19 protein-coding genes are annotated in these 24,435 nt (G+C 73.2%); 5 read left to right on the forward strand and 14 right to left on the reverse strand.

Going from position 1 to position 24,435, the window contains the following annotated elements; translation table 11 throughout:
* The first annotated feature begins 55 nt into the window (after positions 1-55).
* Entirely contained in the window at positions 56-3,724 is a 3,669-nt protein-coding gene (locus tag AC07DI_RS20050) for a S8 family serine peptidase (RefSeq protein WP_478905437.1), read from the forward strand.
* A gap of 71 nt (positions 3,725-3,795) precedes the next feature.
* Here AC07DI_RS20050 and AC07DI_RS20055 read toward each other — a convergent pair whose 3' ends face one another.
* From AC07DI_RS20055 to AC07DI_RS20070, 4 genes are all read right to left on the reverse strand, one after another.
* Positions 3,796-5,271: an acyl-CoA synthetase gene (locus tag AC07DI_RS20055; protein WP_478905439.1), complete on the reverse strand. Its 1,476-nt coding sequence runs from the start codon at positions 5,269-5,271 to the stop codon at positions 3,796-3,798.
* A gap of 434 nt (positions 5,272-5,705) precedes the next feature.
* Complete coding sequence (locus tag AC07DI_RS20060; protein WP_478905440.1) at positions 5,706-6,812, reverse strand: YeiH family protein; 1,107 nt, start codon at positions 6,810-6,812, stop codon at positions 5,706-5,708.
* Entirely contained in the window at positions 6,812-7,381 is a 570-nt protein-coding gene (locus tag AC07DI_RS20065) for a cysteine dioxygenase family protein (protein ID WP_478905441.1), read from the reverse strand. The genes AC07DI_RS20060 and AC07DI_RS20065 overlap by 1 nt, the downstream gene beginning before the upstream one ends.
* 99 nt (positions 7,382-7,480) lie before the next feature.
* Positions 7,481-8,386, reverse strand: coding sequence for a LysR family transcriptional regulator (locus AC07DI_RS20070; RefSeq protein WP_384255357.1), 906 nt, complete (start codon positions 8,384-8,386; stop codon positions 7,481-7,483).
* 179 nt (positions 8,387-8,565) lie between these two features.
* Between AC07DI_RS20070 and AC07DI_RS20075 the strand changes: the two genes are divergently transcribed.
* Entirely contained in the window at positions 8,566-9,441 is an 876-nt protein-coding gene (locus AC07DI_RS20075) for an ATP-grasp domain-containing protein (protein ID WP_478905443.1), read from the forward strand.
* Between the two features lie 10 nt (positions 9,442-9,451).
* On the opposite strand, the gene AC07DI_RS20080 is transcribed toward AC07DI_RS20075, so the two are convergent.
* The 10 genes from AC07DI_RS20080 to pgfA all read right to left on the reverse strand — a co-directional run bounded on the left by AC07DI_RS20080 (position 9,452) and on the right by pgfA (position 21,836).
* A complete protein-coding gene (locus AC07DI_RS20080) occupies positions 9,452-10,063 on the reverse strand; it encodes a hypothetical protein (protein WP_478905444.1) in 612 nt (203 codons plus the stop codon).
* Positions 10,044-10,853, reverse strand: a complete 810-nt coding sequence (locus tag AC07DI_RS20085) for an FkbM family methyltransferase (RefSeq protein ID WP_478905445.1) — start codon at positions 10,851-10,853, stop codon at positions 10,044-10,046. The genes AC07DI_RS20080 and AC07DI_RS20085 overlap by 20 nt, the downstream gene beginning before the upstream one ends.
* 28 nt (positions 10,854-10,881) lie before the next feature.
* Positions 10,882-11,109, reverse strand: coding sequence for a Trm112 family protein (locus tag AC07DI_RS20090; RefSeq protein ID WP_478905446.1), 228 nt, complete (start codon positions 11,107-11,109; stop codon positions 10,882-10,884).
* Positions 11,106-12,014 carry a DMT family protein gene (locus AC07DI_RS20095; protein ID WP_478905447.1) on the reverse strand — a complete coding sequence of 303 codons (909 nt, stop codon included), beginning with the start codon at positions 12,012-12,014 and terminating at the stop codon, positions 11,106-11,108. The genes AC07DI_RS20090 and AC07DI_RS20095 overlap by 4 nt, the downstream gene beginning before the upstream one ends.
* 17 nt (positions 12,015-12,031) lie before the next feature.
* Positions 12,032-12,790: a class I SAM-dependent methyltransferase gene (locus AC07DI_RS20100; RefSeq protein WP_478905555.1), complete on the reverse strand. Its 759-nt coding sequence runs from the start codon at positions 12,788-12,790 to the stop codon at positions 12,032-12,034.
* 17 nt (positions 12,791-12,807) lie between these two features.
* On the reverse strand, positions 12,808-14,268 hold the full coding sequence (locus AC07DI_RS20105) for a condensation protein (protein WP_478905449.1): 1,461 nt from the start codon (positions 14,266-14,268) through the stop codon (positions 12,808-12,810).
* Positions 14,265-18,611, reverse strand: coding sequence for an alpha-(1->3)-arabinofuranosyltransferase (locus AC07DI_RS20110; protein WP_478905556.1), 4,347 nt, complete (start codon positions 18,609-18,611; stop codon positions 14,265-14,267). The genes AC07DI_RS20105 and AC07DI_RS20110 overlap by 4 nt, the downstream gene beginning before the upstream one ends.
* Positions 18,608-19,327, reverse strand: coding sequence for a class I SAM-dependent methyltransferase (locus AC07DI_RS20115; RefSeq protein ID WP_478905451.1), 720 nt, complete (start codon positions 19,325-19,327; stop codon positions 18,608-18,610). Before AC07DI_RS20115 ends, AC07DI_RS20110 begins: the two co-directional genes overlap by 4 nt.
* A complete protein-coding gene (locus AC07DI_RS20120; RefSeq protein ID WP_478905452.1) occupies positions 19,324-20,508 on the reverse strand; it encodes a glycosyltransferase family 4 protein in 1,185 nt (394 codons plus the stop codon). The genes AC07DI_RS20115 and AC07DI_RS20120 overlap by 4 nt, the downstream gene beginning before the upstream one ends.
* A gap of 290 nt (positions 20,509-20,798) precedes the next feature.
* Positions 20,799-21,836 carry a cell envelope lipid trafficking protein PgfA gene (gene pgfA, locus AC07DI_RS20125; protein ID WP_478905453.1) on the reverse strand — a complete coding sequence of 346 codons (1,038 nt, stop codon included), beginning with the start codon at positions 21,834-21,836 and terminating at the stop codon, positions 20,799-20,801.
* A gap of 236 nt (positions 21,837-22,072) precedes the next feature.
* Between pgfA and AC07DI_RS20130 the strand changes: the two genes are divergently transcribed.
* From AC07DI_RS20130 to AC07DI_RS20140, 3 genes are all read left to right on the forward strand, one after another.
* Positions 22,073-22,219, forward strand: a complete 147-nt coding sequence (locus AC07DI_RS20130; RefSeq protein WP_384255403.1) for a hypothetical protein — start codon at positions 22,073-22,075, stop codon at positions 22,217-22,219.
* Between the two features lie 57 nt (positions 22,220-22,276).
* Positions 22,277-23,590 (forward strand): PucR-like N-terminal domain-containing protein, encoded by a 1,314-nt coding sequence (locus tag AC07DI_RS20135; protein ID WP_478905557.1) that lies wholly within the window; start codon positions 22,277-22,279, stop codon positions 23,588-23,590.
* 106 nt (positions 23,591-23,696) lie between these two features.
* A complete protein-coding gene (locus AC07DI_RS20140; protein WP_478905454.1) occupies positions 23,697-24,404 on the forward strand; it encodes an SCO2400 family protein in 708 nt (235 codons plus the stop codon).
* The last annotated feature ends 31 nt before the right edge of the window (positions 24,405-24,435 follow it).

Here is a 24,435-nt window from a genome sequence, read left to right on the forward strand (position 1 = left end):
CTTCGCAGTGCCCGGCACCACCCCCCGCCCGGGTCCGACGAAGAGAGGCAGCCCCATGACCAGAGCCCCCGTGCGGCGAAGAGCCCCGCTCGTGGCCGCCGCCGGTCTCGCGTTCGCCCTGCTTCCCGCGGGGCAGCAAGCCACCGCCGAAGGGCCGGCGGGCGGCGGCACCCCGGCGCCCACCACCCGTATCGCGCGCTCCGCCCACACCGTCACCCTGATCACCGGCGACCGGGTCACCGTCACCCGGCTCCCGGGCGGGCGGCGGACCGTCACCGTCGACCGGCCCGCCGGGGGGAGCGGGGCGGTGCGCAGCCTGATCTCGGACGGGCACGTCACCGTCGTACCGGACGAGGCGCGGCCGTATCTGCGCTCCGGCGTCCTCGACCAGCGGCTGTTCGACGTGACCGAGCTGATCCGGCTGGGCCGGGCGGGCGCCCCGCTGCCCCTCATCGTCACGTACGACAACGGCACGGCCCGCGGCCCCCGCGCCCGACTGCCGCGCGGGGTCGAGAAGGTGCGGCCCCTGCCGAGCGTCGACGGCGTTGCCGTCAGGGCCGATGAGCCGGGCGCGCTGTGGCGGTCCGTGCGCGGTGGGGCGGCGGGCATCGCCAAGGTGTGGCTGGACGGGCGCGTCGAGGCCGACATGGCGCGGAGCAACGAGCAGATCGGCACACCGAAGGCCTGGGCGGCCGGGCTCACGGGCAAGGGCGTGAAGGTCGCCGTCCTCGACACCGGGGTCGACGCCGGGCACCCGGACCTCAAGGGGCGCGTCGACGAGAGCAGGAGCTTCGTTCCGGGCGAGGAGGTGGCCGACCGCAACGGCCACGGCACCCACGTCGCCTCCACCGTCGGCGGCAGCGGGGCGGGCTCCGAGGGCGCGAAGGAGAAGGGCGTCGCGCCGGGCGCCTCGCTCGCCGTCGGCAAGGTGCTCGGCGACGACGGTTCCGGCAGCGAGTCCGAGATCATCGCCGGTATGGAGTGGGCCGCGAAGGACGTCGGCGCCAAGGTCGTGTCCATGAGCCTCGGCTCGCAGGAGACCAGTGACGGGACCGACCCGATGGCCGTCGCCGTCAACTCCCTCTCCAAGGAGACCGGCGCCCTCTTCGTCATCGCCGCGGGGAACACGGGCGCGCCCTCGTCCATCGGCTCGCCCGGTGCCGCCGACGCCGCGCTGACCGTCGGCGCCGTCGACTCCCGCGACGAGGCCGCGTACTTCACGGGACAGGGACCGCGCGCCGGTGACCACGCGCTCAAGCCCGACCTGTCGGCGCCCGGCGTCGACATCCTCGCGGCCCGTTCCCAACTTGCGGGCGGCACCGGCCTCTACACCGGGATGAGCGGTACGTCGATGGCGACGCCGCACGTCGCGGGCGCCGCCGCCCTGCTCGCCGAGCGGCACCCCGACTGGACGGGCGCCCGGCTCAAGGACGCCCTGATGTCCAGCGCGAAACAACTCGGCGCGCCCGCCTATGTGCTGGGGGCCGGACGGGTCAGCGTGCCCGACGCCGTCGACGCGAAGGTCACCGCGACCGGCACCGTCGACCTCGGCTTCCACGGCTGGCCGTACGACACCGACAAGCCGGTCGCCAAGACCCTCACGTACGCCAACACCTCTGACCAACCCGTCGCGTTGAGCCTGGACGCGCGAGGTGCCGCCGACGGAGTCGTCACCCTCGCCGACTCCACCCTCACCGTCCCGGCGCACGGCACCGCGTCGACCACCGTCACCGGGGACGCGGCCGAGGCGCCCGCCGGGAACACCAGCGGCGCCGTCGTCGCGAGCAGCGGCGGCAAGGAGGTCGCCCACACGGCGTTCGGCCTGGTCAAGGAGGAGGAGCGGTACACGCTCACCGTCCGCGTCAAGGACCGCGACGGCGCCGCGACACCCGCCGACCTCGTGGTGCAGCGCCTCGCCGAGGGGACCGAGCCGTTCCCGGCCGCTGTCGGCGACTCCGGCACCCTGGAACTGCGCCTGGAACCGGGCACGTACGCCCTCTCGACCTTCCTCGACGTGCGCGGGGCCGGCGGCGAGGACTCCCTCGGGCTAGGCTTCCTCGCCGACCCGCAGATCACCCTCGACCGGGACCGCGAGATCACCCTCGACGGGCGGAAACTGCGCGAGATCAGGGCGGCCGTGGACCGGCGCACCGAGACCCGGCAGCTCCTGATGGAGTACGACCGGACCGCAGGCGGCGCCGACCTGGTGGGCGCCGTCCAGGTGCCCGTGAAGTACGACAGCGTCTTCGCCGCGCCCACCCGGAAGGTCACCGAGGGCACCTTCGAGTACCGGACCGTCTGGCGCCTCGGCAAGCCCCTTGTGGACGTGCGGGGCCTCGGCGAGGCCGTCGCGCAGCCCGGCGGCACGATCGCCGAGGGGCGCAGCCGCTGGTCCCTGGTGGACGCGGGCGACGGCGCGCCGGCCGCGTACGAGGGGAAGGACGTCCGGGGCAGGGCCGTCGTGGTGCGCCGCACCGGCGAGCTCTCCCCGGCGCGGCTCGGGCAGGCCGCGCAGGACGCGGGCGCGAAGGCGCTGTTCGTGACGGACGACCGGCCGGGGCGCCTCAACGCCTGGTTCGGCACCGACGACAACGGCGACCGGCCGTTGCAGATCGCCACGGTCGACGCGGCGGACGGGGCAAGGCTCGTCGCGGCGGCGAAGGCGGGCAGGAGGATCGAGAACACCGGCACCGTCAACACCCCTTATGTGTATGACCTTTCCGAGGGCCACAAGGGCGCCGTGCCCGAGGACCTCACGTACGAGCCGGAGAAGAGTGAGCTGGCCGTCCTCGGCACCGCCTACCACGCGGTGAAGCCCGCGACGGGCGGTGAGTTCCGCTACTCGATCACCGACACCTTCCCCGTCGGCCTCGGCTTCCAGGAGAAGATCGACTACCCGGCCGAGCGGACGGAGTACGTCTCGGCCGGGCGCGGCCAGCTGTGGCACGAGTGCGTGACCACCGGTCCCGGCGCGCTGGAGGAGCGCGGCGGCCTCGTCGCCTACCGGGGCGGCGGGCACACCGAGCTGGACTGGTTCAAGCCGGTCCTGCACCCCTGGCTCGGCACCGGCCTCGGCTGGGGCCAGCAGCGCAGGGGCAACGACCTGGAGTTCGACGTGCCCGGCTGGGGCGACTCGGGCCCCGACCACACCGGCTTCGGCGATGTCTGGAACGACGACTCGATGACGCAGGTCAGCGAGGTCTTCGTGGACGGGGTGAGCGCCGACCGGAGCATGGGTGCGGCCGTGTACGTGTGGGACGCGGACCCCGCCGAGCACACCTACAGGGTCGTGACCGATACGACGCTCGACCCGGAGCGGTGGCGGCTCGGGACGAAGGGCCACGCCGAGTGGACCTTCAGGTCGAAGGAGACACCGGCGGACAGGAAGACCTTCCTGCCGCTCCTCAACCTCGGCTTCGACGTGGCCACGGACCTCTCGGGCGAGGTGCGGGGCGGTCGTACCGTGCCGGTCGGGATCTTCGCCGAGTACGTGAAGGGGGCGCGGGACACCGGGAGGATCGGGGGCGGCGAGCTGTCCGTCTCGTACGACGAGGGCAGGACGTGGCGGGACGTCGCGCTGGACCGGGAGGGTGGGAAGGCTTCCTGGGAGGCGCGGTTGAGGGTGCCGGACAGCGCGGAGTCCGTGTCGCTGCGGGCCTCGGCGCGCGATGACCGGGGCGGGGCCGTCTCGCAGGAGATCGTGCGGGCGGTGGGGGTGCGGTAGCCCCGGTGCCCTGCTCGGGGCGGAGCTCGGCGTAACCCACCGACGCGAGGCTCCGCCCCGGATCCCGCTCCTCAGCCGCCGGAGGGGCCCACTGGCCGCAGCGCCCTCTTCATGATCTTGCCCATGTCGTTGCGGGGCAGCGCCTCCAGGTACCGCACGACCCGTGGCCGCTTGTGCGGAGCCAGTCGCGCGGCCACGTGATCGGCCAACGCATCGGCCGACGGCGGGGCTTGGGCGTCGGCCGGGACGATCCACGCCACGATCCGCTCCCCGAGGTCGGGGTCCGGCTCACCGGTGACCGCGGCCTCCCGCACCCCCTCGTGTTCGAGCAGCGCGTTCTCGATCTCGCCCGCGCCGATCTTGTAGCCGCCGCTCTTGATGAGGTCGGTGGCCTTGCGGCCGACGATGCGCACATATCCGTCGGTGTCCCGCACCGCCATGTCGCCGGTGCGGAACCAGCCGCCGGGCGCGAAGGCCTCGGCGGTCGCGTCCGGGCGGTTCAGGTACTCCGTGAAGAGATTCGGGCCGCGCACCTGGATCTCGCCGACCGCCTCGGGGCCGCCGTCCGCCGCGAGCTCCTCGCCCTTCTCGTCGACCAGCCGCAGGCCGACCCCCGGCAGCGGCACGCCGACCGTGCCCGCGCGCGGCTCGCCGTCGGCCCGCACACTCGTGTTCATCAGGGTCTCCGTCATGCCGTACCGCTCGATGACGCGCCGGCCCGTGGCCGCCGCGATGCGCTCGTGGTCGTGGACCGGGAGCGCCGCCGAGCCGGAGACCAGGAGCCGCGCCCCGGCCAGCGCCTTCGCCAGCTCGGGTGCGCCGGGGAGGGCCTCGGCGATCCGGTGGTACATCGTCGGCACCCCGAACAGCATGGTCGCCCCGGTGCCAAGATCCCGCGCCACGCCCTCGGTGGTGAACCGCCCGAGGTGCCGTACGGAGCCGCCGCGCCGCAGCGGGCCGAGCGTGCCGAGGATCAGGCCGTGCACGTGGAAGAGCGGCAGGCCGTGCACGAGGACGTCGTCGGCGGTCCACTGCCAGGCGTCCTCCAGGGCGTCCAGCGTGGCGGCGATCGCGCGGCGCGGCAGGACGGCTCCCTTGGGCGGGCCCGTGGTGCCGGAGGTGTAGACGATCAGGGCGGGGGACTCGGGGGCGGGTTCGGCGGGCAGGTCTGCCGGTGGGGGCCCGCCGTCCTGGCGTACGTCGATGTCGTGCCGGGTCAAGTCGGCAAGGGCGGGCGGCAGTTCGGCGCCCGGCTCGGCCAGTACCAGCGAGGGTGCGCTGTCGCGGAGGATGTGGGCGAGTTCGGAGTCGCCCGACTTCGGGTTCAGCGGCACGGCCGGTACCCCGGCGAGCAGCGCGGCGACCACGCCCACGGCCGTCTCCATGGACGGCGTCGCCCAGACGGCGACCCGGTGGGCGCCCGAGGCGCGCAGTCGTAGCGCCAGTGAGCCAGTCGTTGAGGCAAGGTCGGGATAGGTCAGTGAGCGTTCGCCGAAGCGGAGGGCCTCGCCGCGCGCGGCGTTCAGGGCCGGGAAGAGGGGGTCCACGTCTCGTACTCCTCATCGTCGTCTCTGCACCGGAGCGTAGATCGCGACACGATCGGCCCGCATCCGTACACGGCGACGCCGCCTCCCCTGGGACGGGGGAGGCGGCGCCGCTGCGTACGGATGCGGGTGACGTCAGACCAGCCAGCCGAGGAAGTGGGCGAGACCGGCGACGACGTCAGTGATGAGGTTCATGGTGGTGCTTCTCCTTGTGGGACTCATCGGAAGGTCGGACCCGTGGGACCGGGCCCAACTCACCGGCCATGTATGGGACATGGGCCGGGGCGCGGTCACGGTCTGCAGCCCGTCGCTCGCGCACCGTAAGCATCGTCAACCGCATGGGCCCCGCGCAATTCCTGGCGCGACGATCACCTGTTCCAGGGAACAACTGCCCAGTCGTTCGCTTTCGTTGTTCGCATGCGCGTCGGTCGGTTCGGTCAGTACGTCAGCAGTACGCCCGCGTACGACACCCCCGCGATCACGACCCACGAGAAGAGCCCGAGCGCCGCCACCCGGCCGCCGGTACGGGTCAGGGACGGCAGGTCGACCGCGCTGCCGAGGCCGAACAGGGCGGCGGCCAGAAGGAGTTCCTGCGCCGTCTGCGCCGTGTCGATCGCCGCGCCCGGCAGCCACCCGGTGGTGCGCAGGGCGACCATGACGAGGAACCCGGCGACGAAGAGCGGCACGAGCGGCGGCCGCTTGGTGCCCGCGGCCCCCTCCGCGGCCCCGCCCGCGGTCCCCTCCACAGCCCCGCGCCCCTGCCGCCGCGCCCGCACCGAGAGGGCCAGCGCCGCGACGAGCGGGGCGAGCAGGGCGACCCGCATCAGCTTGACCAGGACCGCGTCGCCGAGCGCCCCGGCGCCGGCCGTCTGCGCGGTCGCCACGACCTGCCCGACATCGTGCACGCTCGCCCCGACCCAGCGCCCGAACTCCGCGTCGCTGAGCCCGAGGGGGTGCTGGAGCAGCGGCAGTACGGCGATGGCGAGGGTGCCGCACAGGGTCACAAGGGCCACCGACGTGGCCGTGTCCCGCTCGTCGCTCTCGGAGACCTCGCTGACCGCGCCGATCGCGGACGCGCCGCAGATCGAGTAGCCGGTGGCGATCAGCAGCGGCTGGTCGCCGCGCAGCCCCATGCGGCGGCCCAGCCACCAGGTGCCGGAGAAGGTGACCGCGACCACGCAGAGCACCATCGCGACCGAAGCCCAGCCGAGGCCGAGCACGTCGTCCAGGCTCAGCTTCAGGCCGAGCAGTACGATGCCGACGCGCATCAGCCGCTTCCCGGCGAACGTGAGGCCCGCCTTGCCGGGGCCGCGGACGAACGCGTGCGCGGCGCCCGGCAGATGGGCCGCCGCGATGCCGAGGACCACCGCCGCGGTGAGCATCGGCACCCCGGGCACGAGCCGGTGCACGCCCCAGGCGACGCCGACGCCGAGCACGGCGAGCGCCAGGCCCGGCAGCTTCCCGGGAGCGCGGACGGTGGGTGGGGCGCCGGGTGGGGCGGCGGGTGTCGTACGGGAGGCGGGGCGCTCCCCGAGCAGCGCCATTACCGGTCGGCCGGGAGCTCGTATACCCGGCGGACACTGCTGCCGAGGCGGGCGATGTCCGCGCCGTAGACGTGGATCGATATCGCGCGCGTACCGCAGGCGTTCCATACCCGGTGGATGTCGCCGGGCGGCGCGAAGCCGCAGACCGAACCGCGCGGGTTGACGACGTCCTCGGTGGCGACGAGCCGGGCGGTGCCACCGGCCCCGGCGGCGGGCACCAGACGGTAGCGGCGCTCCTGCTCCTCGCCCTCGTGCACGCCGGTCACGCACCACGACACGTGGTCGTGGACCGAGGTCCGCTGCCCCGGCAGCCACACCAGCGCCACCAGCGAGAAGCTGCCGTCCTGCTCGGCGTGCAGGACGTGCTGGCGGTACCGCTTGGGGTCGCCCTCGCGCTGCTCCTCGGTGAGCAGGTCGGCGGCGCCGAGGTGCGGGGCGAGCCGCTCGCCCACGAGGTACGCGGTCAGGTCGGGAGGCAGGCCGCGTCCCACGGCCTCGCGCACGTCGGCGACGAGGGTGTCGAGGCGCTCTGTGGTCCGGGCGGGCCGGTACGCGATCGGAGTGCTCATACCGGCAGCGTCGCGCCGCCCGATCCATCACGTCCAACGACAGTCTTTTGGCAACCCCCCAACTTGTGCTTATGGGTACGAGGGGGCGCAGGGAGGTGCTCAGCAGCCGACGCGGTTGGCGGCGACCGTCTTCAGTTCGTCGAGGACCAGGGCGGTGGCCGGGATCCGCAGATGGTCCTTGAGGACGTACGCCGACACCTGGCGCCGCGACGCGGGGTCCAGGGCGCGGCCCGTCACCTTGCCGTGGCAGAGGAAGTTCAGGACGAGCCCCGGCATCATCGCGATGCCGAGCCCCTCCGCGACCAGGCTCTGCACCACCAGGTTGTCGTCGGTGGTGAAGGCGATGTCGGGGGCGAAGCCCAGCTCGGCGCACTCGTGCAGGAAGTTGGCGCGGCAGCGCGGGCAGCCGGCGATCCACCGTTCCTCGGCGAGCTCGGCGAGCTTGACCGAACGCTGGCGCGCCATCCGGTGCCCGGCGGGCAGCAGCACGGTCAGCTGGTCCTCCATCAGCGGGATCTCCGCCAGCTCGTCCGGCACCTCGTCGTGCAGGCCGGGATAGGTGAAGGCGAGTGTGATGTCGCACTCGCCGCGCACCACGCGCCGCAGCGATTCGGGCGGCTCCTCCTCCAGGAGCTCCACGCGCACCCCCGGGTAGCCCGAGGCCAGCCGGGCCAGGGCCTCAGGGATGAGGGTCGCGTTGGCGCTGGGGAAGGCGCAGACCCGCACCCGGCCCGAGCGCAGCCGCGTGATCGCGGTCATCTGCTGCTGGGCGGCGGAGATGTCGTCCAGGATGATCCCCGCGTGCCGGGACAGCGCCTCACCGGCCTCCGTCAGCCGCATCTGGCGGCCGACCCGGGTGAACAGCGGGGTGCCGACGGACCGTTCCAGGGCCTTCATCTGCTGGGTGATCGCCGGTTGCGTATAGCCGAGGGAGCGGGCGGCCGCCGAGTACGACCCGACGCGGACCACCTCGTGGAACGTCTTGATGTGCCGTGAGTCGAACACCGCTGAATCATAAGCAGATGTTGGAGTCCGCGAACAAGAGCGGGTCCCGGCTTTTGCCTCGCGGGCAAGGACGGCCCGGAGCGTCCTCATCCTCCGAGCATTCTCCGAGCCGCACCGGTCGCGGTTGCTAGCCTGCGCGTTCGAGCGGTGTATGTGGTGTACGCGAAGGAGAACTCCCCATGGCAAGCCCCCGTATCGCGCTGGTCACCCGCAGGCCGCAGCCGGAGTACGACACCGATCTGCCCGTCCTGGCGAAGGCCCTCGGCGACGCGGGGGCCGAAGTCCGCGTCGTCGGCTGGGACGACCCGGACGTCGACTGGTCCGGCTTCGACCTCGCGGTGATCAGGTCCACCTGGGACTACAGCTGGCGCACCGCCGAGTACGTGGCGTGGGCCGAGCGGTGCGCCCGGCTCACCCGGCTCGCCAACCCCGCGGACGTCGTGCGGTGGAACACCGACAAGCGCTATCTGGGCGAGCTGGCCGAGGCCGGAGTGCCGGTCGTGCCGACGTACTACCGCGCGCCCGGCCAGGGAGCGGAACTGCCGCACACTGATGGCGAGTTCGTCGTCAAACCGGCCTCCGGGGCCGGTGCCCGGAACGCCGCGCGGTACCGCGCGGACGAGCGGGACGCGGCCCTGGCGCACCTCGCCCACCTGCACGCCGAGGGCTTCACCGCCATGGTCCAGCCCTACCTGGAGCGCATCGACGTCACCGGTGAGCGTGCCCTCGTCTTCTTCGGCGGACACTTCCTGCACGCCATACAGAAGGGCGCGGTGCTCGCGCCCGGCACGGCGTACGACGACCCCAAGATGCCGCACCCCGACCTGCGCCCCTGGGAGCCCACCGGCGCTGAACTCGACGTGGCCGCGCGGGCGTTGGCGGCCGTTCCTGGCTCGCCCGACCTGCTCTACGCGCGCGTGGACCTGGTGGACGGCGCCGACGGCGACCCCCGCGTCATGGAACTCGAACTCGTCGAGCCCAACTTCTTCCTCGGCCTCCACCCCGGCTCACTGCCCCGCGTCACGGAGCTGATCATCGAGGCGGCGAGTGTGTGAAGGCAGGCGCCTACTCCGTCGCACACGCGTCCCGCACCCCAACCCGCTGGAGCAGCCCCCAGGTGAACTCCGCCACGCAGGAGCGCGGTTCGCCGTTCGCGTCCGGCGCCTCGAACGCCAGGGCCCACCGCGTCGGCGCGCTTCCCTCCATGGGCCGCGCCGGGGTGAAGGCGCGGGCGGCCTCGTCGACCGTGCACGACCACGGCGCGAGGTCGTCGAGTGTACGGAGTCGCGGCGGCGGGGCTCCGGGAGCGCGCACCAGCCACTCGTTCCACACGGCGCCGTTCGGTGCGCGCAGCACCTCGAAGCGCAGGTCGGGCCAGAGCGGGACCGGCCAGAGCAGCGCCTCGCACTCCAGGTCGCCGATGGTGCGGCGGACCGTCGCCTCGGGTGCGCCGAGCACCGAGCGGTAGCGGGAGGCGGCGCCCCGGGAGCGCGGCGAGCGCGCCATCGCCTGCCAGCGGCGGTTGGCCTCGCGCATCTCGGCGATGGAGACACCCAGCTCGTGGCGGGCGTCCTCCACCAGGTCCGGATTGTGGTCGGCCATCCGGCGCAGCAGGACCAACTGGAAGTCGAGGGCGGTGAACGGGCCACCGGGAGAGCTAGCGGGCATGCACCCCATCGTCGCGCACCGCGAGCGCTCCCGGGCGGTGGCCCTCGGGCAGGAACAGCACCGAGTTCACGTACCGGGGACGTCTCGGCGTGAGCACCCGGCGCAGCAGGCCCTGCGACACGACGTGCGCCGTGCCGGACTGGTGGGTCTCCAGATCGAAGGCGGCCAGCGGCAGCCAGGTGTGCCGGGGCAGGACCCAGCCCCGGTAGCCGTGGTGGCGGGTCAGGAGCTCCACGACCGGGGCGATCGGCTGGATGCGGGACTCCAGCTCGATGAAGAGCGCCGGACGGTCGCGGTCGATCAGCTCGTGCGCGCCGCGCAGCACCTTCAGCTCATTGCCGTCCACGTCGATCTTGATGAAGTGGACGTCCCGCAGACCGAGGCCGTCCAGGGTCAGGCACGGCACGTCGACGGCGGTGGCGTGGATGTCGCGGCGCACGAGCGACGACACGCCCCGCTCGCCCCGGTCCCCGTCCGGCAGCCAGAGCCTGGCCGTGCCCGGACGGTCCGTCGCCGCGGCCCGCACCACCCGTACGTTGCCGGGCGTGCAGGCGGCGAGGACGCGCGCCAGGTGCGGCACCGGCTCGACGGCCACCACGCGCCGCGCGTGCGAGGCGAGCCGGTGCGACCACGGTCCGTACCAGCCGCCGACGTCCACGGCCGTGCCGCAGCCGGGCGGGCAGAGGTCGGCGAGCCGGGCGAGCTCCGGTTCGAAGCGGGGGTAGACGAGCCGGGCCAGGGCGGCGATCAGCCGGTCGGGGACGTAGGGCGCCACGCGGGCGGCGAACGTCATGGGCATCCCTTCGTCGTCGTGGTCAGCCCCGCGTTCACGGGGACATCCGCTTGATCAGCTGCTCGTGCTCGTCCTCGGAGACCTGCTCGCCGGAGGAGGGCAGCAGCTGCGGGATGCCGTCGACGACCGGATAGCGCCGTCGCAGCCGCGGGTTGTACAGCGACTCCTCCGGTATGAGGGGCTCCGCCGAGGACAGCAGGTGCAGCGGGCCCTTGTCCAGCGGGCAGGCGAGGATCTTGAGGAGCGGGTCGTCGGGGTTCATCCGCTGGTCAACTCCTTGGGGGCGGGGACGGGGTGGGGGGCGGTTCCGTCGTGCTTCGGCATGGCGAGGAGCACGGACACGGCGAGGACCGTGCCCGCGATCCGCAGGGCGAGGCGCACCGGCTCGTGCGGCAGCGCCTCGCCGAAGGCGAGCGTCCCGAGCACGGCCGTGAACAGCGACGTCACCGTCGTGCACACCGGCACGATCAGGGACGCCCGGCAGCGCTGCAGGGCCGCCTGCGACATGATCAGGCCGAACGCGCCGGTGAAGAGCAGCAGGTAGGGGTAGGGCGAACGGAGCAGGTCGCCGAGCGCGCCGCCGATGTCGTCCGTCGTCAGGTAGCTGGAGACGCCCTTGATGGCCAGCGAGCTGACCCCGTAGAGCAGGCCCACCGCGACGCCGTACTCGACGCCCGCCGTCGGCATGCGGTGCCGGTGCCTGGCGCGCCGCTCCGCCGAGCCGTACAGCCAGACGCCGGCCGCGAGCGACGGCAGGCAGACCGTGAGGATCAGCGCCACGGGCGCGCTGCGGCTGACCGCGTCGTTGTCGTCGCTGAGCGACAGGACCACCATGAGCAGGGCGAGCAGGATCCCGCCGACCGCGTACCGCTCGCGCCCCGAGGTCCGCTCGCCGAGCAGGACCGAGGAGAGCAGCAGGAGCAGCACCAGGCCCGATACGAAGATGCCCTGCGCGGCGGCGATCGGCAGCGTGCGGTACACGGCGAGCTGGGCGCCGAAGCCCGCCGCGAGGGAGAGCGAACCGCCGATCCACAGCGGGCTGCCGAGCACCTGCCTCAGGAGCCTAGCGGGGTTGCGGACGCTGACCGCCTGCATGGCCGTCAACGCCTTCTTCTCCAGCACGAATCCGGTGCTGTAGAGCAGGTTCGCGAACAGCGCCGCGGCCACGCCCCACCACACGGGCCTCAGGCCTTTCGGGCGTGCAGCAGGAGGATCGATGCGGCGCCGGGTACGGCGCAGGCCAGCCGGTCCAGGGCGCGCAGCGGGCGCGGCACGCCGTGGAAGGGCGCGCCGGACAGGCGCACCACATCGAACCCGGCGGCCGTGACGAACTCGCGCAGCGCGCGGGCCGTGTACAGCCGCAGGTGCCCCACCACCTCCTTGCCGGGGCGGCCGTGGATGGCGCGCAGGCTCACCTCGGAGAAGACGGGCTGGACACCGGCGAGGAGCAGGCCGCGGTTGTACCAGGCGGCGAGGTTCGGCGTGGAGAGCATCAGGTGCCCGCCCGGCCGGAGGACCCTGCGCAGTTCGTCCAGGGCGCTGTCCGGATCGACGAGGTGCTCGACGACCTCGCTGAACAGCACGGCGTCGGCCGCCCCGTCCGCGAACGGCAGCCCCCCGTCGGAGAGTTCGCCCCGCACCGCGTACGGCAGGCGGGCGTGCGCGCGCCGCAGGGCGTCCTGCGACCAGTCCACGCCGACGACGCGGTGGCCCGCGAGGAGCGGAGCCGCGGTCGCCGCCGCCGTGCCGTCGCCGCAGCCGATGTCGAGGACCGTGGCGGTACGGGTCGTCGCGGGGCCGAGCGCGGCGGCGAGGATACGGGCCTGGCGGAGGCTGCGGGCGTCGCCCGAGGCCACCGGGACGGACGGGTTCTCGTAGAAGTCCCGCAGTCCACGGGGGCGCCTGGGCCCGGCGGTTCCGGTGGGCCCTGAGGTCGTGTTGATCGTGTTGGCCGCGGTGGTCACTTGGGCTCCCCGGGGGTCCCGTGGGGTTCGGTGTGTTCCGTCGCGTGGAGGTAGTGCTCGAACAGGTCGCGCAGGTGCGCCCCGTCGCCGTGGCTGAGCAGCGTCCTCGACCAGCGCAGGGCCAGGTGCAGGCGGCCCGCAGTCGACGCCGTGGTCACGGTGAGCCCGCGGGGCAGCCTGGCCGGTGCCGAGAACCACACGGCGTGCGCGCGGCCCGCGTCACCGAAGTCCAGCGCGTACGGGACGCGGCCGATGTTGCTCAGGAGCGTGGTCGACGTCCAGGGCGCGGCGGCCCTGCGCAGACCGCGGGTGACGGCGGCCCTGAGGGTGACGGGCAGGACGGGTGCGGTCAGGAGTGCGGCGCCGTGGCCCAGTTGGGGACGGGGCAGCGCCTTCAGGGCGCGGGTGCGGTCGGAGGTGCGGCGCAGGAGGTCGTGGATCGCCTCCGGGGTCCAGTCGCGGTGCGCCAACTCCTCCGCCGCGAACGGCACTTCCACCAGACGAGTGCCGTTGCCCATCGGCATGGTGGCGTCACGCGGGCGGTCGTCGACGGGCATCGTGATGCGGAAGGGGCGCGGGCGCGCTCCGTGTTCGCGGTTCCAGTGCGCGATCATCAGCGCGGTCGCCACCATGAGCTGATCGTTCACCGTGAAGGGGGAGCCCTTGGGGCGGCGGGGCACGGGCAGCTCCGCCACCAGCATGCCGTTGCCGGGGGAGGGGTCGGGGGTGCCTTTCGCGACCCGGGCGGGGGGTGACCAGCCGGGTTTCGCGTCGGGTGGGGGTTCGGGGGTGGCGGCCTGGTCGGTGGGGGCGCGGGAGGGGGGCGCCGCGGGGGAGTTGTCCTGGCCGCCGTAGAGCTCGGCGGCGGTGGCGAGGACGCGTAGGCAGGCGGGGCCGTCCAGGGCCGTGTGGTTGATGGTGAGGAGCAGGACGGAGCGGGTGCCCTCGGCGGGGGCGGGTGCGTGGGGCTCTTGCGTCTCTGTGGGCCGGGCGGAAGTACCGGTGCGTCCCCGTGCGTCGGTCGTGCGGCCGTCCGTCGGCGGGGCGTCTGCCGCCACTATCACCTCCAGGCGGATAGGAGGTGATGTGGCCAGTGAGGGTGCCTCTGCCAGCGCTCTTTCGCGGGCCCGTTTGAGGGCGTCCGGTTCGGGGGCCGGGAAGGTGACGACTTCTGTGTCGGGGCCCGTCGTCAGTTCCCACTCGTAGCGGCGGCGGTACCAAGGGCCCCTGGCCTCCCGCATCAGGATGCGTGGGTGGCGGCGGAGGGCCTCGGTGAAGGCGGCCTTCAGGCGGGCCGGGTCCGGGGTACCCGGAAGGTGCACCTCGATGTGCACGGTCTCCGGCTCCTCCTCCTGGAGGCAGTGCCGTGAGACCTCGTCGACGACGGGGAACGGTACGCGGGACGGCGGCCGCGCGGGGCCGCCCGCCCGTCGTGCCGGGTGTTCCAGTGCGGTCATCGCTGGGTGCCTTCTCCTGTCGTGGACGTACGCCTGCGTCGGGGGAAGCGTGCCGTTCTGTGGCTCGGTGGCGCGGGGTCCGGCTGGGCGGCGGCGGGGCCGCGGGCCGAGACGGTCGGGCCCGCCTCGCCGGGTGGCGGGGGGTCCGTGGCGCGCTCGCGGCGGGGCAGCGGGGGCGTCGTCGGGGCGGGTGGCGGGCCGTACTCCAACGTATCCGTGACCCGTGGCTGTGTCTCCCGTACGGACACCAGCGCCGCGAACAGCGCGATGAGGGCCAGGAGTTGGGCCGGGTGGCCGAAGGTTCCCTCCTCGGGCGTGAAGGAGCCGCCCACGCCCGTCGCCGCCGCGATGCCCGCGCCGGCCATCGCGAGGAACGCGACCGGCACCAGGAGCGCGTGGCGCCACCGGGCGAGCAGCGCGAGGGCCGGGACCAGCAGGGCGAAGGGGCCCGCGATCACCGCGGCCACCAGCGTGAGCGCCACCGTGCCGAGCAGCAGGCCGGGGGCGGGCGGCGCGAGGGGCACGGCGTCCTGCTCCTTCTCGCGCCGCCACAGCACGGCCAGGGCGATCAGGACGAGTACGCCGACACCGGCCAGGATCAGGCCGATCTCGTAGATCTGCGACGGCTCGTAGGTGAGCTTGACGGTGCCGCCCTCGCCCTTGGGCACGAGCCAGCCCTGCTGCCAGCCGTCGAGCCGTACCGAGGTCAGCTCCTTGCCGTTGAGCTCGGCCTTCCAGCCGTCGTTCACGTTCTCGTACGTCGTGAGGTACGAGGCCGCTCCCGAGCCGACCGTGAGCTCGCGGCGGTCGCCGAGCCAGTCCTTGACCTTCAGCTCGCGCGAGGCGCTGTCGACCGCGGCCGGCGTGCCGTGGGTCAGCGACGCGTCCATGACGGTCAGCGGGCCCGCGTCGCCCGTCTCCACGCTGTGCGCGCCCGCGCCCAGCCGGACCTCGGAGTCCTTCTTGCCGCGCTGGCAGAGCGTGATGTCGACGGGGCGCCGCTCGGTGAGGTCGCGGACCTTGCCCTTGGCGGCGGTCTGGTACAGCTCGCCGTCGATCGCCATGTTCGGGCCCTGGCCGCAGGGCAGCGAGAAGTCCGCGTCGGGCGCGGGCTGTGGGGTGCGGTACTTGTCGAGGGCCGGGACGTACACCTCGGTGAGGCCCACGGGGAGCTGGAGGTCGCTGTCCGCCAGCGGGTTGTGCACCGTCAGCGGGGCCGTCTCCGTGATGGTGATGTCCATCCGGTCGGTGGTGATCGGGGCGAAGCGGGCGTTGCCGTTCTCGTCGACGCCCGCGGTCGCCGCGCCGTCCGGGGAGCTGATCTCGATCTGCTCGGGGCGGGTGGAGATGCCGCCCGCCGCGGGCAGCACGATCTCGCCCACCGGCTGCTTGTCCGGCCACTTGAGGTGGATCACCGGGTTGTCGGAGCCCGCGATCCACCCCGTCGTCAGGTCGCCGTCCGTGAGGTTGCGTGGCGACAGGGTGCTGCCGAGCTTCGCCGTGGAGTCCGCCGTGGCGATGATCTGCTGCTCCTGCTCGGGCGCCACCTTGTAGAGCAGGTCGTCGAGTTCGGCGCCCGGCACGGCCACCGCGCTCGACTTGAACGTGTACGTGCCGTCGCCCGCCGTCGTGAACCGGCGGTGCAGGCCCGACTCGGCGTTCACCGGCGAGAGCGCGCTCGGGTCGGAGGAGCGGTGCAGCGCGTACGTCCTGGCGCCGGCGTCCGTGGACTTCTCCGCGTCCGTCGGGAGCTGGAGGAGCTTGGTGACGCGTACGCCCGGGATGCCGATCTCCGCGAAACCGGCGCCCGTCAGACCGGGGCGCGGCTCCTGGGTGTCCACAATCGTGATCTTGACCCAGCCCGTGCTGCCCGCGCGGGCCTTGATCCGCTGGGTCGTGCCGTTCGGCTGGAGGTTGCTGGTCACGCTGCCCCGCTCGCTCTCCACGCGCACCCGGGTCGGCGCGGACCGGGCGCCGTTCTGTGGCAGCGGCGTGACGCGGAAGGAAGCAGGAAGCGTGATTTCGGAGTTGAACTCCGCCTTGATCCATTCGCCGTCCGAGGAGCCGGAGTTGCCCTCGGCCCATGCCGTGGCCGGGTTTCCGTCGAAGGCGTTCGCCGGGTCGTACTGCGGCAGGTGGAAGAACCAGTTGCCGTAGCTGGATGCCGAGACCGACTTGGCGCCGCGCAGCTCCGCCGTCGTCTGGTGCTCGATGCCCTTGGTGGGCAGGATCTGGCGCGGCTTCCTGCCGGCGTCCTGCTGGGCGTCGACCGCGTTCCGCTCGTCGCGCCCGTACGTGTAGGAGGTGTTGGTGTTGACCACGCCGAAGCGGGTGTCGGCGCGGCGCAGGCCGTCACCGACCACCTGCCATCCCGGCGTGCCGACACCGGGGTGGTTGTCGCCGGTCAGGACGGCAGGACGGTCCCGCATCGAGGGGTCGGCGGAGAGCGGCAGCAGGGACTCGGGGCCGCCGCTGACGACCGCCGTGTTGGACACCGGCTTCAGGCCCGCCTGGCCGGGCCGCTCCGCGCCCTTGCCGGGGGCGTAGATCTCCACGGCGCGCTGGCGCGGATAGAGCCCCTCGATCTGGAGCGGGGTGTCCTCGGCGATCTTCCCGTCGGTCGTCGTCGGACCGAGGCCCGTCACCCGGCTGAAGCCCGACTCCTCCAGGGTGCGCTTCACGGTCGCGGACGGAACGTGGCCGACCTGGTCGGGGTCGAGGTCGTTGCGTACGACGACGTAGTAGAGGCCGGCGCGGGTCAGGTAGTCGCGCAGACCCGGGACTTCGCCGCCCGTCATCAGCGCCTGCTCGACCGCGTCCATCGCGCGGCGGTTGCCCCGCGCTCCGAACGGCACGTAGTCGCGCTGCGCCCAGCGCGAATCGGCGAGCACGTCCAGGGGCTGGTCGATGGGGGAGCCCCAGGTGTAGATGCCGTGCGCGGTCGCGGGGACGACCAAGGCGCGGGAGTCGGGGGAGTACTTCTCCAGCCAGTCGGCCGCCGCCTGCCAGTACGTCGGCAGCTTCCGGAACGAACCCGGCTGCAGGATCGAGCCGTTGAGGTACGGCCACGCCAGGCCGGGCAGGACGAGGACCGCGGCGATCAGCGGCGCGTACCGCCTGCCGCGCACCGGGCGCGCGCCGCGCGCCTGGGCGGCCACCCCCACCAGGTGCATCAGGCCGAAGGCGAGCGCGAGGGCGAGCCCCGTCTGGAACTTGTAGATGTTGCGGAAGGGGACGAGCCCGCCGTCCAGCCACGACTGGACGGTCCCGTGGAAAGGGGCGCCGAACGCGCCGCCGTACCCGGCCAGGGTGATCAGGGCGACGGACAGGACCGTCAGGACCAGCCAGCGCCGCTCCGGCAGATCGCGCCGGGCCAGGCCCGCGAGGCCGAGCGCCGCGGCGAGCGCCGAGCAGACGACGGCCACCACGGCCGTCGCCACCGTCCAGCCCGCGGGCAGCCAGGCCTCGCCGAAGTGCAGGTACGCGACCCAGTTGCCGGCGCCGCGCAGCGTCTCCGTCGCCGACATCGTGCCCGTCGTGGTGGCCGAGTTCTCCACGTAGGGCAGGAAGTTCTCGCCGTAGATGCCGAGCATGAGCAGTGGCACGACCCACCAGGCGGTGGCGAGGACGACCCCGGGCACCCACCAGATGATCAGCTTCCGCTTGCGCGGGCCGCCCGGTCTGGAGAGGAGGTAGAGGGCCACGGGAAGCAGGGAGGCGAGCGTCGCCGCCGCGTTGACACCGCCCATGAACGGGATGATCAGCGCCGAGCGGCACGCGGCGAGGCGCGCGCTGATCCGCGCGTCGGTCAGCGGGAGCAGCACCCACGGCAGCACCGCGCCGGGCAGCACGGCGGCCGACGTCGACCCGATCACGATGGTGAACGTCGGCCACAGCGCGTACACCACCGCGCCGAGGAGCCTGCTGTGCCGGCTGCCGATGCCCAGGCGCTCGGCCAGGCGCATGGCGCCCCAGAACGCCACCGTCACGATCAGCGAGAGCCAGAGCCGCTCGGCGAGCCAGACCGGCAGGTGCACGAGCTTCGCCAGACCGTAGAACGGCAGCATCGGGAAGACGTACCCGACGTACTGGTCCTGGATCCCGCCGAAGCCGCCCCGGTCGTGCCACAGCTGGCCCAGGTCGGAGAGGAACTGCCAGGGGTCGACGGTGACACCGAGCTTGGTGTCGAACGTCATCCGCCCCGGCTCCACCGCGAGGAACGCCACGAACACCACGGCCCAGAACCCCAGCAACCAGCGCCGCGAGCGCGGCCCCCGCGAGGGTTCAGGGGCATCGGTCGTGGGCCGGACGGCCGCCGGGGGTGGGGCCTGGACCGTGGTCATGGACACCGCCTGAGGATGAGGAGGAGGTTCCAGGTCGCGACCTCGCGCACACCCGGCACCTTGGTGATCGCCCCGGCCAGGAACGGCCAGTAGCGCGAGCGCGCCGACAGGACGTCCACGTCGGTGCGGGCCCGCACCTGGCGCAGGGTCATACCGACGTGGTGCGCGAAGAGGTTCTCGCCCAGCGTGTGCTTCGCGGGCCTTCCGGTACGCCGCTCGTAGCGGACGCGGGCCCGCTCGGCGCCCAGGTAGTGCCATGGCGCCCACTCGTGGCCGCCCCAGGGCGAGAGCCAGTTGGTGAACGAGACATAGATCAGCCCGCCCGGCCTTGTCACCCGGACCAGCTCGCTCAGGAACGTCTGCGGGTCGTCGACGTGCTCCAGGACGTTCGAGGAGAACGCGACGTCGGCGACCCCGTCCGCGAGCGGCAGCAGATACCCGTCGGCCACCACGGCACCCTCGGGCGGCTTGGCCCCCAACTCGTCCTGATCCGGCTCGAAGAGGAAGCACTGAGCGCCGCGCCGCCGGAACTCCTCGGTGAAGTAGCCGCCCCCGCCGCCGACGTCGACGACGACCCGGCCGCCGACCGGCCCGTACGCCTCGACCTGGTCGGCGGCGTCGCGGGCGAGGAGTGTGTAGCACCGCTCGGGCTCCCGCTGCTCGCGCAGGAAGGCCCTCAGGAGGGTGGCGGAACGGCGCAGCGAGGGGTCCTTCACGCAGCCCCCTGAGGTGCCGGGGGCCCGGCAGCCGCCAGGTGCGCGGCGGCCGCCTCGGCCGCCACCGCCTGGAACTGCCGCACCGTGTTGCCCCAGCGGAACCGGGCGGCCCGCTCGCCGGCGGCCTTGCCGAGCGCTCTGCGGCGCTCGGCGCTGAGGGCGAGGGTGCACCAGGCGGCGGCGAAGGAGCTCTCGCCCCGCGCGAGCAGGCCCGTCGCGCCGTCCTCTATGGAGTCGCGCACCCCCGGGACGTCGAAGCCGATCGAGGGCGTCGAGCGCGTCGCCGCCTCGGTGATGACGAGCCCCCAGCCCTCCACGGCGGACGGATGGAGCAGCATCCAGGCCTCGCAGAGCAGTCGGTGCTTCTCCGCCTCGGGGACGTGGCCCCTGAACTCGACGCCGGGGCCCGCGAGTTGTTGGAGTCGCCGCCTTTCGGGGCCGTCGCCCACGATCACGAGCCGGCCGCCCGTGACGGGTCTGACGCGCTCCCACAGCCGGAGCAGCAGATCGATCCGCTTGTACTCGACGAGCCGCCCCATCGCCAGGAAGAGCGGCTCGTCGGAGCGGGCGTGCAGCGGCCCCGGCTCCTCGACGCCGTTGTGCACGATCCGGATGCGTTCGCGCTCGACGCCGATCGCCCGCAGCGCCGTGGCCGTCGACGGCGAGACGGCCACGAGCAGATTGCCGCGCTGCGCCCCGGAGAGGGCCCAGTGCTCAAGCCGTCGGCCGAGCCGGGCGGCGGGGGCAAGCGCGCCCTGGAAGCGCATCCCCCATAAGTCGGTGTGTACGTGGTTGACCAGGCACAGGGTGGGCCCGCGATGCCAGAGCGGCGCCAGGTACGGCATGCCGTTGCAGACCTCGACGAGCAGGTCGCAGTCGCCGATCTGCCGGGTGAACGCGGAACGTGCCCGTAGGTAGTGACCCTTGTCGCTGCCCGCGGAGACCACGCGGTAGTCGCGGTACGCGGCGGGCCCGCCGCACAGCAACGTGACCTGATGGCCCTGTTTGCTGAGTCCGTCGGCGAGCCGGTCGACGAGGAGTTCGGAGCCGCCCGCGGCCGGATTGCCGAGGTCGCGGTGGGCGAGGAAGACGATCCGGCGCGGATGTGGGGGAGACGCCGGAGGGTGCTGCGCGGGGCGTGGGGCGGCCGAGCGCAGCGAGGACGGTACGTGCTGGGGCATACGTGCTCCAACTCGTCTCAGGGTGCGGAACTGTGGGGGGTCCGGTCGGGAGGAACGGTTTTGTGGGGTACTGCGGATGTCGCGGGTCTTGCGGCTCTTGTAGGTCTTGCAGGCCTGCGGGGCGGTGGCTGTGCGCGGGTGGTGCGGTAGCTGTACGCGGGTGGTGCGGGGACTGCGCTCGGGTGGTGCGGGGACTGTGCTCGGGTGGGGGTGGACAGTTTTCGCCGCCCGGAACCGCGCGGCTACTCACCGAAGTGACAATTTCCGGGCTTTCGAGAGCTGATGCCGCATCACATCGTGGTCGACTGCAGGGCTGTCGGTGACGTCCCGGGATCCGGACTCCCCGGCTCCGCCGAACCGCGCCGCCGCCCTCCGGGACCGGGTGCCCCGTCGCCGCGCCGTCCGCGCACGACGAGCACGATTCCGGCCACCTCGAGCACTCCGCCCAGCACGGCCGCGCCGACCGGAAGCGTCTCGCCGACCAGCTTCAGCCGGCTGCTGTCGTCGTCGGCGAGCTTCACCTGGTCCTTCTGCGTGGCAGGCGTGAACGCGATCCGCTCACTGTCGAGCAGCACCGTCGAGTCCTTGCTCGACCCCGGCGCGCGCAGCGTCTTGCGGGGCCCGATGGCGGCGTAGATGATCCGGCCGGTGCGCTGGTCGGCGACGAGCTCGATGCCGTGGTTGGCGTAGTACTCGTCCGCGATGACCTGGCCCTGCTTCGGCCGGCCGACCAAGGTCCCCGGCACCTGACGCGTACCGGTCTTGGTGGGCCGCACGGTGGCCGTGAAGCGGAGCCCCTCGTACCCCTGGATCTTCTTCGTGCCCCGGTAGGTGAGCGGCACGGTCGCGCCCAGCGTGTTGTCCCACCAGCGGTAGGAGCGCTTCTCCACGTCGAAGGGGAACTTCAGGTAGGCCTCGCCCTCGAAGTACGGCTTCTCGCCGCAGCAGTGCACCGGCGCGTTCGTCCTCCGGTCGGTGACCCAGCGTTCCAGCGTCCACTGGAGCGAGTCGTGCGGGTCGGCCGCGGGCAGCGACTTGTCCGGATCGACGGACGTGGACACGTCCCAGACCGCCCGCCCGCTGTCCTCGCTGTCCGCCACGTCGCCGCGCACCTGCCGCGTGATGGTGAGGTTCTTGTCGTGGACGGTCTTGATCTTCTCCGTGTCGAAGTAGCTCCCCTTGCCCTTGAAGACGGTGATGGTGTCGATGTCCACCGGGGTGCGTTTCGCGCGTGGCTCGACGTACCAGGCCAGCATCGGCGCCAGGACCAGCAGGAACGCGCCGAGCCCGAGAAGGATCAGTGACAGGGGAGAGGCGGTGCGGCGCATGAGGTCACTCCTGGGCTGAGGCGGGAGAAGTGTTACCGAGCCGTATGGGCCGGGAACGTAAGCGCACCCTTGACGAAGTGTCAATGCGTTGCAGAGACTGAGGACTTGCCGGGTGGGACCGGTACGGGCTGTGCGCCAGGGGCGACGCGGCCCGAGCCGCTCGGCCCGGCCGGGGGACTGCGCGACCGGGATGGGGACGACCTCCGACAGAGAGGCTGACCCTCACCATGCACCGATTGCTCGCCGCTTCACTCACCGTCGCCGCCGGGGCGCTGCTCGCCGTGGGCGCGGCGCTCGGCATCGTCGCCCTCCTCGACGCCACGCCGGACCAGCCGAACACGCCACTGGTGCATTACGAGGCACCGGCGACGCAGGGGCAGTGAGCGACCGTGGCCGCGACTGACACCCAGCCCGCCGAGACGGCCGTCGCCCCCGACCCCATGACCGCCGACGAGGACCCGGACCGCCCCACGGCCCGCTCCGCCTGGCGCGACGTGCCGCCGCGGCAGGTGCGGGAGTTCGCCGCGCTCGCCATGGAGGAGGTGCCCGCGCTCGCCCAGGACATCCTGCGCGAGATCCGTGCCGAGTACCCCGGCCTACCCGTCGTCCGCGACGACTCGGGCGAGCCGATGGCGCTGATCGGCATCCGCCGCGCGCTGGAAGGTTTCGTCCAGCAGCTGGCGTCGCAGGAAGGGCGTCCGCGCTACCACCTGGAAGTGTTCCAGGAGTTCGGTCGCGGCGAGGGCCTGCACGGCCGCAGTCTCGACTCGCTCCAGGCGATCTACCGCCTCGGGGTACGCCTCGCCTGGCGGCGCCTCGCCGAGATCGGCCAGCAGATCGAGATCCCGCCGCCGGCCATGTACGAGCTCGCCGAGTCGGGCTTCGAGTACCTGGACGGCCTCGTCGACCAGTCAGTACGCGGATACGCGGAGGCGGCGGCGCGGGAGGCGGGCGAACGGCTGCGGCTGCAACGGAAGTTGATGGAGCTGCTGCTGACGGAGCGGCGTTCCGACACGGCGACGGGAGCGCCGCACGGACCGCAGTCCGGGTCGTCCTCGGGATCCGGCTCGGCCTCCGGTACCGGAGCCGCGGCCTTCGGGCACGGCCTCGGCGAACGCGCCGCCCGCGTCGGCTGGCAACTGCCCGAACGCGTCGCCGTCGGCGTCCTGCTGCGCCCCGCTCGGGATGCCGTCGCGCCCGCTGTCGGGGCGGGCGTCCTGCTCGACATGGAGGCCGAGCAGCCCCGCATGGTGGTACCGGACCCCGAGGCGGCCGGGCGGCCCGAGCTGCTGCGCCGCGCCATGGCGGGCTGGTCGGGCGCCATCGGCCCGCCCGTGGCGCTGGCCGACGCGGCGAAGTCGCTGCGCTGGGCGGAGGCCGCGGTACGGCTCATGGAGCGCGGCCTGCTGCCCGCCGGCGAGGTCCTGCACTGCACGCAGCACACCGAGGCGCTGGTGCTCCTGCAGCCCGAGGAGCTCATCGAGGACCTGGCCCGCCGCTGTCTGGCCCCACTGGACCACTGCGGGCCCGCCCACGGCCGCCGCCTCGCGGAGACCTTGCTCGCCTGGCTGGAGACCCGCGGCGGCGCCCCGGAGGTGGCGGCCCGCCTCGGCGTCCACCCCCAGACGGTGCGCTACCGCCTACGCCAGATCAGGGAACTCTGGGGTGACGAGATTGACGACCCGGACCGCCGGTTCGAACTCGAATTGGTGTTGCGGGCCCGCCGATTGCGGGGCCTTGTGGGCAGAACGTGACACCCGGACCCGACGTCCGACCGTGACCGGACCTTCCGATTCCGCACACAACCTTCACAGCGTCGACTTCCGCTCCCGCCGAGACGGCACCTAGCCTCCATGCCTCATGGACTACTGCCTCCCGTGCCGCAGGCACCTCAATGGCGCCCTCGCCTGCCCGGGGTGCGGAATTCCTGCCGAAGCGTGCCGGGCGTACGCGCGGTCGGCCGCCGCGCCGCCGGAGGAACCGGACGCCTGTGACGACGGGTACGAGGAGCCGTCCCCGCGCCCCCGCGGCCGCCGCAAGGAGCGCAGCCGCAGAGCGCACCGGCGCAGGCGCCGCAAGGTCCTCTTCATCACGGCGGGCCTGGCGCTCGCAGCGGGCGGCCTGAGCCTGGCGGAGCTGGGTACGGAGGGGGCGTCCGAGAGTCCCGTGCGGTCGTCCGCACCGGACGGTGACGTCGCAGGAGGCCCGTCCCCGACGGATTCCACGGGCCCCGACGGCGGCGCGGTCGGTGCGGCGGCGGTCGAGGACGTGGCGGCGCGGTCGGCGGCGCCCTCCGGGTCGGCGGCGGAGGCCGAGCGGCGGCGGGCGGAGGAGGAGCTGGCGAGACAGCGCGAGGCCGCGAACGGCGCCCAGGACGGACAGGGCAGGAACAGCAACGGCGAACAGGAAGACGCCCCGTCCCGCACCACTGCCCCCACCCAGGCCCCCCGCCCCGGCACCACGCCCCGCCCAACCGCCCCACCGGCCACCGAGCACCCCGCCCCGACGGGCCCCCCGGCCCCGACCCCCACCAAGACCTGCCACCGCTTCCTCTGGTGGTGCACGTAAGAGCCTGTGTCATATCCCCGGTCGGATCAGT

This window comes from Streptomyces sp. NPDC044106, from assembly GCF_056433985.1.